Origin of the sequence: Bacillus sp. FJAT-45037, assembly GCF_002797325.1 — a bacterium.
Classification (GTDB): Bacteria; Bacillota; Bacilli; order Bacillales; family Bacillaceae_D; genus Alkalihalophilus.
Map to the genome: position 1 here is coordinate 1,170,527 of NZ_KZ454938.1, position 16,494 is coordinate 1,187,020.

18 protein-coding genes are annotated in these 16,494 nt (G+C 39.3%); 17 read left to right on the plus strand and 1 reads right to left on the minus strand.

All coding sequences use genetic code 11. The annotated features are described in order from the left end of the window. Positions 1–53: 53 nt before the first annotated feature. The 7 genes from CDZ88_RS06000 (at position 54) to fni (ending at position 6,959) form a co-directional block, all read left to right on the plus strand. Entirely contained in the window at positions 54–1,097 is a 1,044-nt protein-coding gene (locus CDZ88_RS06000) for a cell wall hydrolase (RefSeq protein WP_100372677.1), read from the plus strand. 17 nt (positions 1,098–1,114) lie between these two features. Next, positions 1,115–2,473: a germination protein YpeB gene (gene ypeB, locus CDZ88_RS06005; protein ID WP_100372678.1), complete on the plus strand. Its 1,359-nt coding sequence runs from the start codon at positions 1,115–1,117 to the stop codon at positions 2,471–2,473. A 106-nt stretch (positions 2,474–2,579) separates the two neighbouring features. Further along, positions 2,580–3,248: a flagellar brake protein gene (locus CDZ88_RS06010; protein WP_100372679.1), complete on the plus strand. Its 669-nt coding sequence runs from the start codon at positions 2,580–2,582 to the stop codon at positions 3,246–3,248. Between the two features lie 133 nt (positions 3,249–3,381). After that, positions 3,382–4,056 carry a (d)CMP kinase gene (cmk, locus tag CDZ88_RS06015; RefSeq protein ID WP_100372680.1) on the plus strand — a complete coding sequence of 225 codons (675 nt, stop codon included), beginning with the start codon at positions 3,382–3,384 and terminating at the stop codon, positions 4,054–4,056. A gap of 1 nt (position 4,057) precedes the next feature. Beyond that, positions 4,058–4,645, plus strand: a complete 588-nt coding sequence (locus tag CDZ88_RS06020) for a lysophospholipid acyltransferase family protein (RefSeq protein ID WP_100372681.1) — start codon at positions 4,058–4,060, stop codon at positions 4,643–4,645. A 94-nt stretch (positions 4,646–4,739) separates the two neighbouring features. Further along, the gene (gene rpsA, locus CDZ88_RS06025) at positions 4,740–5,891 is read left to right on the plus strand and encodes a 30S ribosomal protein S1 (protein WP_100372682.1); all 1,152 of its coding nucleotides are present in this window, start codon (positions 4,740–4,742) and stop codon (positions 5,889–5,891) included. 18 nt (positions 5,892–5,909) lie between these two features. Continuing rightward, positions 5,910–6,959 (plus strand): type 2 isopentenyl-diphosphate Delta-isomerase, encoded by a 1,050-nt coding sequence (gene fni, locus CDZ88_RS06030; protein WP_100372683.1) that lies wholly within the window; start codon positions 5,910–5,912, stop codon positions 6,957–6,959. Between the two features lie 681 nt (positions 6,960–7,640). On the opposite strand, the gene CDZ88_RS06040 is transcribed toward fni, so the two are convergent. Beyond that, positions 7,641–7,775 carry a YpzI family protein gene (locus CDZ88_RS06040; protein WP_100372685.1) on the minus strand — a complete coding sequence of 45 codons (135 nt, stop codon included), beginning with the start codon at positions 7,773–7,775 and terminating at the stop codon, positions 7,641–7,643. A gap of 123 nt (positions 7,776–7,898) precedes the next feature. On the opposite strand from CDZ88_RS06040, the gene CDZ88_RS06045 reads away from it, so the two are divergent. The 10 genes from CDZ88_RS06045 (at position 7,899) to CDZ88_RS06090 (ending at position 16,494) form a co-directional block, all read left to right on the plus strand. Then, entirely contained in the window at positions 7,899–8,522 is a 624-nt protein-coding gene (locus CDZ88_RS06045) for a YphA family membrane protein (protein WP_100372686.1), read from the plus strand. A gap of 160 nt (positions 8,523–8,682) precedes the next feature. Next, positions 8,683–9,996 carry a ribosome biogenesis GTPase Der gene (der, locus tag CDZ88_RS06050; RefSeq protein ID WP_100372687.1) on the plus strand — a complete coding sequence of 438 codons (1,314 nt, stop codon included), beginning with the start codon at positions 8,683–8,685 and terminating at the stop codon, positions 9,994–9,996. A 24-nt stretch (positions 9,997–10,020) separates the two neighbouring features. Next, positions 10,021–10,647 carry a glycerol-3-phosphate 1-O-acyltransferase PlsY gene (plsY, locus tag CDZ88_RS06055; RefSeq protein ID WP_100372688.1) on the plus strand — a complete coding sequence of 209 codons (627 nt, stop codon included), beginning with the start codon at positions 10,021–10,023 and terminating at the stop codon, positions 10,645–10,647. Between the two features lie 31 nt (positions 10,648–10,678). Next, a complete protein-coding gene (locus CDZ88_RS06060) occupies positions 10,679–11,710 on the plus strand; it encodes an NAD(P)H-dependent glycerol-3-phosphate dehydrogenase (RefSeq protein ID WP_100372689.1) in 1,032 nt (343 codons plus the stop codon). Between the two features lie 107 nt (positions 11,711–11,817). Continuing rightward, entirely contained in the window at positions 11,818–12,084 is a 267-nt protein-coding gene (locus CDZ88_RS06065) for a stage VI sporulation protein F (protein WP_100372690.1), read from the plus strand. A gap of 244 nt (positions 12,085–12,328) precedes the next feature. After that, positions 12,329–12,532: a DUF2768 domain-containing protein gene (locus CDZ88_RS06070; protein WP_100372691.1), complete on the plus strand. Its 204-nt coding sequence runs from the start codon at positions 12,329–12,331 to the stop codon at positions 12,530–12,532. 66 nt (positions 12,533–12,598) lie between these two features. Next, positions 12,599–13,321: a hypothetical protein gene (locus CDZ88_RS06075; protein ID WP_100372692.1), complete on the plus strand. Its 723-nt coding sequence runs from the start codon at positions 12,599–12,601 to the stop codon at positions 13,319–13,321. A 304-nt stretch (positions 13,322–13,625) separates the two neighbouring features. Then, positions 13,626–15,104, plus strand: coding sequence for a stage IV sporulation protein A (gene spoIVA, locus CDZ88_RS06080; RefSeq protein ID WP_100372693.1), 1,479 nt, complete (start codon positions 13,626–13,628; stop codon positions 15,102–15,104). A 184-nt stretch (positions 15,105–15,288) separates the two neighbouring features. Continuing rightward, on the plus strand, positions 15,289–15,507 hold the full coding sequence (gene mtrB / locus CDZ88_RS06085; RefSeq protein WP_100372694.1) for a trp RNA-binding attenuation protein MtrB: 219 nt from the start codon (positions 15,289–15,291) through the stop codon (positions 15,505–15,507). A 195-nt stretch (positions 15,508–15,702) separates the two neighbouring features. After that, positions 15,703–16,494: a heptaprenyl diphosphate synthase component 1 gene (locus tag CDZ88_RS06090; protein WP_100372695.1), complete on the plus strand. Its 792-nt coding sequence runs from the start codon at positions 15,703–15,705 to the stop codon at positions 16,492–16,494.

The following is a 16,494-nucleotide window of genomic DNA, read 5'->3' on the forward strand; positions in this document are numbered from 1 at the left end:
TTACTTTTTTTGCAAAACAGATAGCAAAAGAACATAAGGAGGGTATTCACAGCATGAAGAGTCATCTGTTCATATGTAAAATGACGCTAACACTTGTCATCGCGTGTATCATGGCGACAACACTTATTTCCACACCAGCTCAAGCCTTCACTGATCAAATCATTCAGCAAGGAGCTACAGGAGATGATGTTGTTGAACTCCAATCCCGTTTGCAGTATATCGGGTTTTATAATGGGAAGATTGATGGGGTATATGGATGGAGCACGTACTGGGCTGTCCGAAACTATCAATATGAATTTGGGATAGATATTGATGGTCTAGTTGGTCCTGAGATGAAGGACAAGTTAGCTAAATCAACAGATTACAATGAGGAATTTGTACAAAAAGCCTTGAATGAGGGACGGAAATTTACTCATTACGGCGGGACACCAAAAACGATTCAAAAAGGCCCGAAAGGTAGTAAAAGTGGCAAGTCAGGTAAAGGGCATCAGGTACCCCCAGCGGCAGAAGGTAAAAAGGCATCAGACCCACAAGCGCCTGCAGCAGAGCCGCAAGCACCAACAGAGGGTACCGAGCCACCTGCAGAAGGTGGTGGTGTAGACCAACAACCTGTACCAACACCAGAGGGAGCACCATTACCAGAAGAAGCCCCTGAAGAAGAGCCTGTACCTTATGAAGAAGTACCAGAAGACCAAGATAATGATGCAAATATTGAAAAAGCAAATAATGTACCACCAGGATATTCAGATAATGACTTACAATTAATGGCGCAAGCCGTATATGGAGAAGCTCGTGGAGAGCCTTTTGTCGGTCAAGTAGCTGTAGCAGCTGTGATTATTAATCGGATCAATAGTCCGACATTCCCTAACACAGCCTCAGATGTCATTTTCGAACCGAGAGCATTTACAGCTGTAGCAGATGGACAGATCTGGATGGAGCCAGATGAGACCTCAAGACGCGCGGTTTTAGATGCATTAAATGGACAAGACCCATCAGGTAATGCCACGTATTATTTTAATCCCGATACCGCAACATCAGGATGGATTTGGTCTCGACCTCAAATTAAAAAAATCGGTAAACATATTTTCTGTCACTAATTATTGGAGGTGAAAACATGGTGCGTAATATTATTATTGGTTTATTAGGAGTAGCTGTCATCGCCTTAGGTTTTTGGGGATTTCAGGAAAAGGATGAAAAACAAATATTAGCTTTAAATGCTGAGAATAACTATCAAAGAGCCTTCCATGACTTAGTCTTTCATATTGATCAAATTGAGGATGAGATTGGAACAACTCTTGCTATGAATACGCAACGTCAGTTAACACCAGCACTAGCTGAAGTATGGAGGATTACGAGTCTTGCTCAATCTGAAATAGCGCAACTACCACTTAGTTCACTTCAGTTAGGAGAAACAGAAGAATTTCTTTATAAGATTGGCAAGTTTTCGTATCAAACATCGATTCGAGATCTCGATAGTCAACCTCTAACAGAGAAAGAATATGGGATTCTAGAAACATTGTATGAACGTTCTCATAATATTCGCGAAGAATTACGTGAGGCGCAAGCGTATATTTTAAAAAACGATCAGAAGTGGTTAGATCTTGATAAAGAAATGCAAGCAGCTACAAGCGAAGAACCACCTGATAATCTTGTTGTGAACAATTTAGAAGTGATGAACAAAAATATTGAAGGCTACAGTGAAGTAGAGTGGGGGGCAGGTCTTACTTCAATTGAAGATTTAAACGGAGAATTAAAAAAAGCGCTATCCGGGCAAAAGAAAATCTCTAAAGAAGAAGCAGAAGAAGTGGCCCGTCAATACTTAGATTTAAATGATCAAGCAGCGGTACATGTGGCTGATACAGGAAAAGGATTAGTATATCCTGCTTATACTATAGTCGTCGATGACCCAGACCACGAAACTCACTATTATATGGACATGAGCGTAGAGGGTGGGCATCCGATTTGGTTCCTTCAAGAACGCCAAATTAATGAACAGAACATCAGCTTAAATGACGCATCAGACATTGCTGAAAAGTTTCTCAATGAAAATGGGATAGACAACATGCAACTAGTCGATAGTAAGCAATATGATTCAATCGGGATGTTCCAATTTGTTTATCTGCAAGACAATGTGCGTGTATACACTGATTCTGTGATGGTTGAGGTAGCACTAGATGATGGTAGTGTAATTAGTTATGAAGCTAAAGATTATCTGATCCACCATAAAGAACGTGATATCGATCAGCCGAAAATTACGATAGATGAGGCTTTAGAACGTGTTCATCCAAAAGTGGAAGTGATGGAAGATCATTTAGGTCTTATTGAAAATGAATTAGGTGACGAGGTTTTGTGTTACGAATTTTTCGGAACGATCAACGAAGACACCTTTAGAATTTTCATAAATGCAAGTGATGGTGAGGAAGAAAAAGTTGACCGTTTAGAAAAAGCGGAACGCGTGTATGATTTCTCATAATTTTCTAAGAAGAAGCAAGATATTGCTTCTTCTTTTTTTCGTTCCATGAGATAATTAATGATAAAAGTGCGAATGCTAGAGTGAAGTACGTGCAGGAGGGTTTTATATGATCGAAATAGGCACAACGATTCAATTGGAACTAGAAGATGAGAGCAATAAAGAAAAAACAACCAAGTTACGCTGTCGTTTAGTTGATATAGTGAACGATACGTATATTATTGACTATCCAATCAACTTAGAAACACGGAAGCCAAGCTTTCTTTTAGATGGAACAAAAATGAAAGCGTCTTTTATTTCCAGTCAAGATGTTGTCTATGAATTTAATACCGAGGTGTTGGGAAGACAGAAGCATACCATTCCAGTTCTGCTTATTCAAGACCCAGGTAAAGAAAACTATTATAGAATTCAAAGGCGTAATTATGTTCGAGTAGAAGCAACCAACGATGTTGCTGTCCACCCAGTTGATGAAGAATACGAACCATTTAATACGGTATCAATTGATATAAGTGGTGGGGGATGTGCGATCCTTCTTCCTAAAGAAAAAGCCATTCCTGACAATGGGGAAGTGGACGTAACGATGGTTTTACCTAGGCAAAAAGGAGAGCAACAGTATGTGAAAGCCCGCTGTAAAATCGTTAGGACATATCAACCTAGACCAGAAGCCAAAATGAGAGCATCCCTTCAGTTTATTGGTCTAGAACAGAAAGATCAAGATAAAATCGTGCGTTTTTGTTTTGAACGACAACTCGTGTTAAGACGAAAAAATAGAGGCTAATTTCATGGCAGCTAGTATTAGACCAGTATTCTTGAATATGATATGATAAATGTATATAAAAAAGATAGTTTTTAAGCAATTTTATTGTTTAGTGCGTTAAAGTTGTTTGGAAGATCAGTCGAGGTGTAGAAAAATGAATAACGTAATCAATATTGCTATCGATGGTCCAGCTGGAGCAGGAAAAAGTACGGTTGCAAAATTAGTAGCAGAGCAATTAGATTTCCTTTACATTGACACAGGAGCTATGTATCGTGCACTGACTTATTATGCGTTACAAAAGAAAATCAACCTTGAAGATGAGAACCCTTTGTTTGCGCTTCTTACTGATATTCGAATTGATTTAAAGTCTACTGAGCATCATGCGCAAGTATTTGTGAATCAGGCTGATGTGACAGAAGAAATTCGCACGGACGAAGTAAATAAACATGTATCACTTGTTTCAAGTCATCCATCCATCCGAATTGAAATGGTTGAGCGTCAGAGAAATCTCGCTAAGGGAACAAATGCAGTGCTAGATGGACGTGATATTGGCACGTATGTTTTACCTGAAGCGAAGGTGAAAGTGTTCTTAACAGCTTCTGTCGAAGAACGCGCGAAAAGAAGACATGATGAACAAGTAAACAAAGGATACCCATCAAACCTTGAAGAGTTAAAGAAGGATATAGCTCGTCGAGATCAATTAGATTCGACGCGTGACTTTGCTCCATTGAAGCAAGCAGATGACGCGGTTGAGATTGACTCAACTTCTAAGTCAATTCCGGAAGTTGTTCAGGTGATTATTGACTTAGTGAAGGAGCGTGCGTCTTAAGATGGGCTTGTATCAAATAGGTCAGAAAATTTCTAGAATGTATCTTTCAACAAAATTTAAAGTTGAGATTATTGGCGAAGAAAATATCCCTAAAGAAGGTGGGGTTCTTTTATGTTCTAATCATATTAGTAATTTTGACCCACCCCTTTTAGGAGCATACATCACGCGCCCTATTCATTATATGGCAAAACAAGAACTGTTTGAAAAGCCTGTTCTAAAAAAATTATTGCCTAGACTTGGGGCATTCCCTGTTAAAAGAGGGATGGGGGATAAACAAGCATTGCGCAAAGGAATAAACTACCTTAAGGATGGTCAGATGCTAGGGCTCTTTCCTGAAGGGACAAGAAGTCGTGATGGCAAACTAGGTAAAGGACTTGCGGGTGCGGGTTTCTTCGCACTTCGTTCTGACGCAACGGTTATACCATGCGCTATTATTGGTACGTATAAACGAGGAGATACTCTTAAACTCGTTTACGGAAAGCCGATTCATTTTGAAGACCATAGAACTGAGAGAGTGTCGGCAGATGTGGCAACTCAAGTCATTATGGACGAAATTGGAAAATTGATTGAAGCACACAAAACGATTTAATAATTGTTAGTTTCATCTGCTTTTCGCGGAAGATCATTTTATACATTACGTTTACATACCGCAATTTTGCGGAGACTGAAGGAGGCAAATGTCAATGGGAGAAGAAATGAACAATGAATTAGCAGAAATGAAATCATTAGCTGTAGGAGATGTCATTAAAGGTAAGGTGACAAAAGTAGAAGATAAGCAAGCGATGGTCGATATTGGATACAAGATAGACGGTATCATTCCTATTAGTGAACTCTCTAGCCTGCATGTAGAAAAAGTTAGTGATGTGGTTTCTGTCGATGATGAATTGGAAATGAAAATTCTTAAACTAGAAGACGATGAGCTTATTCTTTCAAAACGTGCTGTACAAGCGGAAAAGGCTTGGAGTGAATTACGTCAGTATCAAGAAGCTGGCGAAGTCATCACCGCGAAAGTCGCTGAAGTAGTGAAAGGCGGGTTAGTGGTAGACCTTGGGGTGAGAGGATTTATTCCAGCCTCTTTAGTGGAGCGTCACTTTGTAGAGGACTTCTCTGATTATAAAGGTCGTGAACTTCGCTTGAAAGTAGAAGAAATAGACGAAGAAAACAATAAATTAATTTTATCTCAGCGAGCGGTTCTAGATAAAGAAGTGCAAACAAAAAAGAAATCAATTCTTGAATCGCTGCATCAAGGCGATATTGTTGAAGGGACAGTTCAACGAATAACAACGTTCGGAGCTTTTGTAGATGTCGGTGGCGTTGACGGGTTGGTTCACATTTCACAACTAGCGCATCATCGTGTAGAAACACCTTCAGACGTTGTAACAGAAGGTGATCAAGTGAAGGTGAAAATCCTTTCTGTTGATGCAGATAGTGAGCGAATTTCATTATCTATTAAGGAGACATTACCTGGTCCTTGGGAAGAAGTTGCTGGTAAGATCAAAACAGGAGATGTTGTCGAAGGGACGGTTAGACGCTTAGTTTCATTTGGAGCCTTTGTTGAAGTAGCACCTGGTGTCGAGGGTCTTGTCCACATCTCTCAGATCGCTAACCGTCATATCGGAACCCCATCTGAAGTGTTGACAGAAGGCGAGACAGTAGAAGCGAAGGTTTTAGATGTTAATGCAAATGAAAAACGTATTTCTTTAAGCATTCGTGAACTACTAAAGGAAGAAACCAATGAAGCTGAATACGCTGCGTATTCAGCGCAAAAAGAAGAAGAGCCTAGAGGCTTTTCATTAGGCGACATGATCGGTGATCAACTAAAAAAATATAAATAATGAGTTAAGGTGATAATCATGAGTCGTGCAGCTAGAAAACTAGATCATATTCATCATGCGTTATCAACCGGGCAATCACGGACTCATGGCTTTGAGGACATCCAATTTGTTCATAATAGTATTCCTGAGCTAGCTATTAATGAGGTGGATGTATCTTCAAAAATCGGCGAACTTTCTTTAAGTTCGCCGATTTTTATCAATGCCATGACTGGTGGCGGTGGAGATCGCACGAAACGAATTAATCAACAACTAGCGGAAGTGGCCGCTGAATGTGGAATTGGTATGGCCGTTGGTTCTCAGATGGCAGCCATTAAAAACCCAGAAGAACGAAAGAGTTATGAAATTGTAAGAGAAACTCATAAAGATGGTGTGGTATTTGCTAACTTAGGAAGTGAAGCAACCGTTGAACAAGCGAAACATGCTATTGATATGTTAGAAGCTTCTGCGATGCAGATTCACGTCAATGTAATCCAAGAGCTCGTTATGCCTGAAGGAGATCGAGATTTCACCGATACGTTAAAACGAATAGAGTCTATTCGAGAAGCTGTTGATGTTCCTCTAATTGTAAAAGAAGTTGGCTATGGGATGAACATGAAAACGACTAAACAGTTAGCTGATATCGGGATTGAAATCGTTGATGTCGGGGGCTACGGTGGTACGAACTTTTCAAAAATTGAGAACGAACGACGTGCGCGCAAATTAAGCTTTTTTGATGAATGGGGAATTGAAACAACCAGTTCAATTTTAGAAGCAAAAAATGGTGCAAAAACCATGTCGATCATTTCCTCAGGTGGCTTACAATCAGCATTGGACATTGCTAAATCTATTGCACTTGGAGCAAGTGCGACTGGATTTGCGGGACATTTTTTACGTATTTTAACCGATTTTGGCCAAGAGCAATTGATTGATGAAATCAAGCAAATACATGAAGATCTAATCATGTTAATGACGGCATTAAACGCACCCTCGATTGCTGATTTACAAAAAGTACCGATTGTTATAAGTGGACGCACGCAGAATTGGTGTACACAAAGAGGAATCAACTTAAATCAATACGCTCAACGTTAAAAAGCTGAATCAGAGGAAGACTCTGGTCCAGCTTTTTTTGTTTTGTCTAGCCCACTCAAGAGGTTTCGCGCGAATAACGGTAGTTTCTGCGCAAACTTACGACTGTTGCGAGCAAAATCTCATCGTTACCGCGCAAAACAAGAGAGTTTTCGCGCAAATGCAGCAAGAAAATGGAAAAAGGAGTCGCTTCCGCTTTTCTTATCTAGCTTTGGCTCCTTGGGTTGCGGGAAAACCGGTGAATCGAATGAAGTCAAAGAGCGACTTCGTATCGCTCTCCTAGTTTTCCCGCTACCCAGACCAGTCGCCTCCGCTTTTCTGTCTAGCTTTGGTTGCCAGAGGCTCGTGGACAAATAACCTGGCAGACAGAAAAGCAAAGAGCGCTTTTCATCTGCCAGAACATTTGCATCCCGCCTCTAGAAAGGCACCCTCCGCTTTTCTTGTCTAGCTTTGGCTCCTTGAGCTGCGGGGAAAACCGGTGAATCCAAAGAAGTCAAAAAGCGACTTATTTTGGCTTCTCCTAGTTTTCCCGCATCCCAGAACAGTCGCCTCCGCTTTTCTTGTCTAGCTTTGGCTCCTTGAGCTGCGGGGAAAACCGGTGAATCCAACGAAGTCAAAGAGCGACTTCGTATCGCTCTCCTAGTTTTCCCGCATCCCAGAACAGTCGCCTCCGCTTTTCTGTCCCTATGGTCTTTGGTTTTCTTTTGCTTGTTGGGGGCTTTGGAGTTTGGATGCTCCTTTGTTTGATAAGCTTTGGTCGCGGTCGGATTCTACCTGATGTGTTTGTTTTAATTTACGTTCTTGACGGTCTTTACCCATATTCAATCCTCCTTTTATTGACGATACTGTAGTGTGTCCATTATCCGTAAAATTATGTAGAGGGAGGTTTACTTTTACTAGATGCGTCGATACTAGAAGGAAAGTATGGGAGGTGTGTGAGAGTTGGAAGGTGTATATTTTTATTGGTTCGGATGGATCTTTATTTGTATCATTACATTTTTTATGCCTAAAACAAAACAAAGAACGGTTGTTGCTATTTTTATACTTTTGTTATTAATTTTAGTGCCTCACAACATTTCAATCTTTAGTATTGAAATAAGTGTTGGATATTTATTTTTTTTAAGTGTGTTATACGGATTTCTCTGCCAAATGAACATGAAAACTCTTCTTTTCACTTTGTGTACGAGCATACTAGTAGCTGCAGGATACGCGACGTTTCAGCTTGTATCAATTTATGATCCTGTCGTGCACTTAATTGATGGTAGAGTGATGTCTATGGCTATTGTCGTGGTCTTGGCTTCAGTAGTATCAATGGATTGGAGTAAGAGGGTAATCATTAGTCTTTCTGGACTATTACATGGAGAATTGTTATATGGATTAACAGTAAGGGATACATTTATGATGCATGCTTTCGGCCACCTATATTTATTTGATGTGATCGCTCTTTCTTCTGTGATTCTTTCAGGGGGCTGGTTCATTCATGACATGTCAAAGACGACAAAACGTTGGCTGCAGGAGAAAAATGAAAGGCAAATATCTGAACAATTGTCTGCTACAAAAGAGTGATTCTACATATGGGGTCGACAAGATTCGCTACATCTAGTAAAATAAATAGGTTGTGGAGTTTAATTACCGCTGTTTTAGACAAAAAATTATAACGTAAAGATGTTTAAGAGACGTTTAGTAGTGAACGATTGATTATACATAGAGAGGTTGTTGAAGAAATATGACAAAACCAGTTGTAGCCATTGTGGGGCGTCCGAATGTTGGGAAGTCCACAATTTTTAACAGAATAGTAGGAGAACGCGTTGCGATTGTCGAAGATATTCCAGGAATAACTAGAGATCGTATCTATTCACACGGAGAATGGTTAGATCGCGATTTTAATTTAATTGATACAGGCGGAATTGAGATTGTTGACGAACCATTGTTAAACCAAATGCGTCAACAAGCAGAACTTGCGATTGAAGAAGCGGATGTCATTGTCTTTATGGTGAATGGACGTGAAGGCATTACAAATGCAGACCAAGAAGTTGCTAAAATCTTGTTCCGTTCAAAAAAACCAATTGTTCTTGGTGTGAATAAAGTGGATAATCCGGATATGCACGACCTTCTTTATGAATTTTATTCACTTGGAATAGGGAGCCCGTTTCCTATCTCAGGTTCTCACGGTCTTGGATTAGGAGATTTATTGGACGAGGTTATTAAGCATTTCCCTGATAAATCAGAAGACGATTATGATGCTGATACGATTCGTATTTCATTAATTGGTCGACCAAACGTAGGTAAATCTTCATTAGTCAACGCCATGCTTGGTGAAGAGCGAGTGATTGTAAGTGATATTCCAGGAACAACTCGTGACGCAATTGATACGCCATTTACACGTGATGAACAAGATTATGTTTTAATTGATACAGCGGGTATGCGTAAGCGTGGAAAGGTGTACGAGACCACAGAAAAATACAGTGTCTTACGTGCCCTAAAAGCGATTGAGCGTTCAAATGTTGTACTTGTTGTCATCAATGCAGAAGAGGGTATCATCGAGCAAGATAAGAAAATTGCAGGCTATGCTCATGAAGCAGGGCGAGGAATTATTCTCGTTGTGAATAAATGGGATGCTATTGAGCGTGATGATAAGACGATGATAAACTTTGAGAGAAAGATCCGTGATGAATTTTTATTCTTATCTTATGCACCGATTCTTTTCACATCAGCGATTACTAAACAACGCTTACAGCATGTATTACCAACAGTGAAGCGCGTATCACAAAACCATAATTTAAGAGTTCCGACAAATGTCTTGAATGATTTAATTATGGACGCTGTAGCGATGAACCCAACTCCTACTGACAAAGGAAAACGTCTACGTATTAATTACGTTACTCAAGTTGCGGTTGAGCCACCTGCATTTGTATTCTTTGTGAATGAGCCAGAGTTACTACATTTCTCATACGAACGTTTCTTAGAAAATCGCTTACGTGCGACATTTGAATTTGAAGGAACTCCAATTAAGATTATTGCAAGAAAGAAAAATGACTGATCATAGTTAGAACTGGGGGAGACTATGAATATTTTTTTACTATTCATTGTTATTTTAATTGGTTATTTGCTTGGATCGATTAGCTTCAGTTATTTAATTGCAAAAAAAATTAAAAAAGTTGATATTCGTCATCATGGAAGCGGAAATGCAGGTGCAACGAATACATTACGTGTGTTAGGAGTGGGTCCTGCAATTACTGTCTTATCTTTAGACATTGTAAAGGGAATTGCTGCCGTTTGGATTGGGATCTTTTTAGCGCCTGATGCATCGGGCATTTTCCCTGCATTTGCCGGATTAGCAGCTATTTTAGGACATAATTGGCCAGTCTATTTCGGATTTCGTGGAGGTAAGGGTGTAGCAACAACGATTGGTGTGATTGCAACGCTCGTATTCTTTCCTGCTTTGTACGCGGGAATCATAGCCATTATTAGTATATTACTTACACGGTATGTATCACTCGGTTCGTTGTTATTTGCACTTTGTACACCAATATTTGCGTTCCTCCTACTTGAGACGTATCAAATTCCTGCGATGTATATTATTTTGACAATATTCGTAGCGGTCCTTTCGTTCTGGCGTCATCGTGAGAATATTCAACGATTACTAAACGGTACGGAAAGTAAAATCGGTCAGAAAAAAGAAGCTTCATAAAGATCAAAGTAAGTTCTAAGGAGTTGATATCGTGTCAAATGTAGCAGTAATGGGAGCGGGGAGTTGGGGAACAGCTCTTGCTATGGTCCTAGCTGATAACGATCATGACGTTCGACTATGGGCTAGAAGAGAAGAACAGATCAAAGAAATCAATGAATCACATTCAAATGAAGGATATTTACCAGGTGTGTCACTGTCTGAGAAGATCCGTGGATATACCGATCTTTCTAAAACTGTTGAACAATCAGAGATTGTACTTATGGTTGTTCCAACAACAGCAGTTCGAGAATCTGTGCGTTCTCTAAAGCAAGTTGTGACGAGGCCAATTACTATTATTCATGCTAGTAAAGGTATTGAACCGACTTCGCACAAACGTATTTCAGAAATGATTGAAGAAGAGTTTGACGATACAACATTACTGAAAGATGTCGTCGTTTTGTCAGGACCAAGTCATGCTGAAGAAGTAAGCTTAAGACAACCAACGACCGTCACTGTTTCATCTTTAGAAAATGATGCATCTCTTTTAGCACAAGATTTATTTATGAATCAACATTTTAGAGTGTATACAAACCCTGATTTAATTGGGGTTGAAATTGGTGGGGCACTAAAAAACATAATTGCTCTAGTGTGTGGTTTAACGAGTGGACTTGGCATGGGAGATAACACGAAAGCCGCGCTTATGACTAGGGGTCTTGCTGAAATTACTAGGCTCGGTGTAAAACTAGGTGCTAATCCCTTGACGTTTGCTGGTCTTTCGGGACTTGGTGATTTAATTGTTACGTGTACAAGTGTCCATTCAAGAAACTGGCGAGCAGGGCAAATGATCGGAAAGGGTCACTCGTTAGAAGATGTCCTTAAAAATATGGGGATGGTCGTTGAAGGGATTCGCACGACGCAAGCAGCTAATGAATTAGCTAACAAGTTAGATGTTGATATGCCGATTACTTCTACATTATATGAAGTGTTGTTTGAAGAACTACATCCTAGCGAAGCTACTGAAAAATTAATGGGTCGGATTAAAAAGCATGAAGTCGAGCAAATATCCGATTTCTTAAATCAATAGCTTTCATACTAAGGTATAGCCCAATCATGTAACTAGGCGAATGTCATGCACCATCTCTTCGTTCATGCATAAGATATTTCTATATCAAGAACGAAGGAGGACGTATGATGTTTCAAAAAAATGACCCTTCATTTATGGACCAAGTTCAAAAGAAAACGAGTGTAAGACCAGATGAATTAATGAAGCTTGCAAACTCAGTCAGTCAGGCGAACCTGCAAGATGAAGCGACTGTTCGGGCGCTTATCTCTCAAGTTTCTAAACTGGCGAAAACACCTGTCTCTAAAGAAAAGGAAGACCAGATTGTTCAGGCGATTGTGAAAAACAATATGCCGACTGATTTTGCTTCTCTTGCTAAAATGTTCAATAAAAAATAGGTGCTAGTTTAGGCAGATGCCAAACGCAAATGCTCCTGACTCGCATATACTTTATGGAACGAACATTAAAATAGGGCTGTGCAAGACGAAGGCTTTAGTTGAGTTAGAGGAGTGTGCCCCGCTTCTCTAACTTTTTTATTGTCATTCGCTAATTTTTGTAACGAGATGGACAAGTTACGCATGTCCGACTTTCTGTCTATGTGATATACTAACTATGATTTATTTTAAAAAAAGGATGATGAACATGTCTGATGCAATGTTAAATATGTGGATTTCTTTTTTCGCCCTTGCGCTAATGTTTGTTTCTGCAGGAGCTGCCATTTTTAGTCGCGAAAAGTTAAAAGGAATCGTACAAAAGATCGTTTTGGCTTTTTCATTTGTTTGTTTGATTGTTTCAGGTTTAATTGTATTTTTAATTGTAATCGGTGGGCCTACGGCAACAATGTAGCGAGTTGGTACAAGTTCGATAGCATGAAAAGAAAGTATTCTATTCATAGAGTAGGAGTTTGATTTGATGAAGTGGATGACCTCACTAGCGATTATATTCTCATGCTTGGTGCTTACAGGTTGTTTATTGCCAAGTGGTGAAAGAGCAGAGAATCAGATTGCTTATCCTGATCAGTTGCAATCTGTTGAGGATGCAGCGATTCGGTTTCAAGCAGATACGGGCGTGTTACCAATTCGTACCTTTGATGAGACGACCTCTTATTATCAAAGGTATGTCGTTGATTTTAATCAATTGATCCCAAGATATCTACAACAACCTCCGGGTACAGCGTTTGAAAATGGAGGAGTGTTTCAATACGTTCTAGTGGATGTAGAAGATCAACCGAAAGCAAAGGTAATTGATCTAACTTCCCAGCGTGAGATCCAACAATTTCAACAACGAATAAATGAATATCGTCGACAACATACGTATGTTCCAGTTGATGAAATGCTGGACGTGGGATTATTCAAACTTGATCATGAGGCGCTCAACTATAAAGAAGCACCTCAAGTGAAAAGCCCATACTATGATACAATGTTGCCTTTACTTTATACGAACGATGGAGAAATTGTGATTGATTACCGAATTGACCTTAATATTGCATTGAACGAGTTTGACCATCAATTCGGCGAAGATGAAGATATTCGTTCGCTACTAGTTGAACAGTTTCCATTCGTACCTGTGCGTTCTGTCCCTTATACTTTAGATCAAAATAACGAACCGATTTATAATGTTCGTCTGAATGATTAAGATGAAATAGTTGGTCTAAAGCCCCTTCTTTGTTGATATACATATCAAAGGAAGGGGCATTTTGTGTTTCCCCTTCTCGGTATCTATTTAGAGATGATTCATGAATTGATTAACCAAGTATGGCACTACCACTGAAATCATTTATTCCTATTTTGCAACATTCATCTAGGCTTTATAAAAAATGAAATGCTTCTTTCCCTGGTAGGTGTCATATTTATAGGACAACATCATATGATGATAGTGTCCTAGCTTTATGGAAATTCATGACGCATCTCATATCTTTACTCGATCGGGAGGGGATCACGTGGAAAAGGTTGATATTTTTAAAGATATTGCTGAACGAACGGGTGGTGATATCTATTTAGGAGTCGTAGGGGCTGTGCGGACAGGGAAATCGACATTCATTAAGAAATTTATGGAGCTTGTCGTACTCCCGAACATTGAAAACGAATCGGAAAAAGCTCGTGCTCAAGATGAGTTACCACAAAGTGCAGCAGGTAAAACAATTATGACAACGGAACCTAAGTTTGTTCCGAATCAAGCCATTTCGATTCATGTAGACGAAGGTTTAGATGTAAACATACGTCTTGTGGATTGCGTTGGGTATGCTGTTCCGGGAGCAAAAGGGTATGAAGATGAAAACGGTCCGAGAATGATCAACACACCTTGGTATGAGGAGCCAATTCCGTTCCAAGAAGCGGCTGAGATTGGAACACGTAAAGTAATCCAAGAACACTCAACACTCGGGGTAGTCATTACAACAGATGGTTCAATCGGCGAGATACCTCGTTATGATTATGTTGAATCAGAGACTCGAGTTATTGAAGAGTTAAAAGAAGTCGGGAAGCCGTTCATCATGATTATTAATAGTGTTAGGCCTCATCATCCAGACACTGATAATCTTCGTCGTCAACTTGCAGATGAACATGATATTCCAGTTCTAGCGATGAGCATTGAAAGCATGACAGATCACGACATTAATAATGTTCTGCGTGAAGTACTATTTGAATTCCCAGTCCATGAGGTTAACGTGAACTTACCGAGCTGGGTAATGGTGTTAAAAGATGATCACTGGTTAAGACAAAGTTATGAAGAGTCTGTCCGTGATACGGTAAAAGACATTAGGCGTTTGCGAGACGTTGATCGGGTCGTTGGACAATTTTCAGAATATGAATTTATTGATGATTCAAGGCTTGCAGGGATAGAGATGGGGCAAGGCATCGCAGAGATTGACCTTTATGCACCTGATGATCTCTATGATCAAGTGTTAAAAGAAGTGGTCGGTGTTGAAATTAGAGGTAAAGACCATCTTTTACAGCTCATGCAAGAATTTGCACATGCAAAATCGGAATATGATCAAGTCGCAGAGGCGCTTCGTATGGTTAAGCAAACAGGATATGGCATTGCTGCACCAGCACTATCAGACATGAGCTTGGATGAACCAGAAATCATTCGCCAAGGATCTAGGTTTGGTGTAAGGCTTAAAGCGGTGGCCCCATCTATTCATATGATCAAAGTAGATGTAGAGTCCGAATTTGCCCCAATTATAGGCACAGAAAAGCAAAGTGAGGAACTTGTTCGTTACTTAATGCAAGATTTTGAGGAGAATCCATTGTCTATTTGGAATTCGGATATCTTTGGACGATCTTTAAACTCGATCGTACGAGAAGGAATCTCGGCGAAGCTTTCATTAATGCCTGAAAATGCACGCTATAAGTTGAAAGAGACACTTGAACGTATTATTAATGAAGGTTCTGGTGGTTTAATCGCGATTATTTTATAAGTAAACTAGAAAAGAGCAAAAGGGCCTTTCAGTAAAAAGGTTCCTTTTGCTTTTTTATTTCCTTCTATGCTAAGCTCTATATAGTTATCGTAGCAGTTCTATTAAGTTTACTAATATAAATGGAATGAAATATATCACATATTCTCATATAATAGATTGTCTATAGATATAAGGAGAGATCGACATGAGTAATGAAAATCAATTTTTTGTAATTAAGGCGAAAGAGAACGGTGTAAATGTAATCGGTTTAACAAGAGGAACGGATACACGTTTTCATCATTCCGAAAAGCTTGATAAAGGGGAAGTAATGATTGCTCAATTCACTGAGCATACTTCTGCAGTTAAAGTCCGAGGGAAAGCAATTATTCAAACGAGTCATGGTACAATGGATACAGAAGAGTAAAAGCAGGGACTTCCTGCTTTTTATTTTACATTAGTGGAAAAAATATCATAAGAACCGATAACACCTTACAAATAGGGAAATTGTGACGTTTTTATTCGAAGGAATGCACAAATTATGCTATAATAGAATCCGTCTTGAACTTAAAGCTCAAATATAGTAGATCATTTTGATGGATGCGATTTGGAGGACGTGGTTATGGTGAGAATAAACCAACTTAATGACAGAGTCAAAGAAATAAAAAAGAGCTTCATTAACTTAACAAAGCATACGTATTTGGATAAGTACATACAAGTACCAGTTATTGACGAGGACAAAATTCGTCTTCTTTATACGATGTTAAGTGAACACACAAGCAAAAAAGATGCGAAAATTTTCACTTTGTCAGCATTACTTGTACATGCAGCTCTTGATGTACATGAAGCTGTCTCTCTCCACAAAATCCAATCAGAATCGTTGAGGAAACATCGTCAATTAACTGTGCTAGCAGGCGATTATTATTGTAGCCTTTATTACTTCTTATTAGCTGAAGGAAAACATATTTCGGCGATACAAGTCTTTAGCCACTCCATTCAAGAAATCAATGAACATAAGATGAATTTGTATCATACACAGACAAGTTCTTTTGAAGAGTATAAAGAAAATGTAGAGAAAGTTGAATCTATGTTGCTTCAAAACATTGCTGAACATTTTAATCAGTCAATTTGGAAGCAAGTATATAATGATTTCTTCTTCTTAAAACGACTCGTTTTTGAACGGAATGAATTTAAAAATGGAAACCATTCATATTTGGTTCAGTCTATGTATGAAGAGGCAAAGCATCCAGATGTATTACTTCAACTGTGTGAGCAGAAAATTGAAGATGTCAAAGATCGGTTATTGAAGGCTGGTAAGAAATTAGAGAAGTTTGAAGGGTTCATTATTGAACATGTCGATCAATTGATTTCTACAACAACGGACTACGAAGAGACAGTAGCAGAAGAAGGGTGA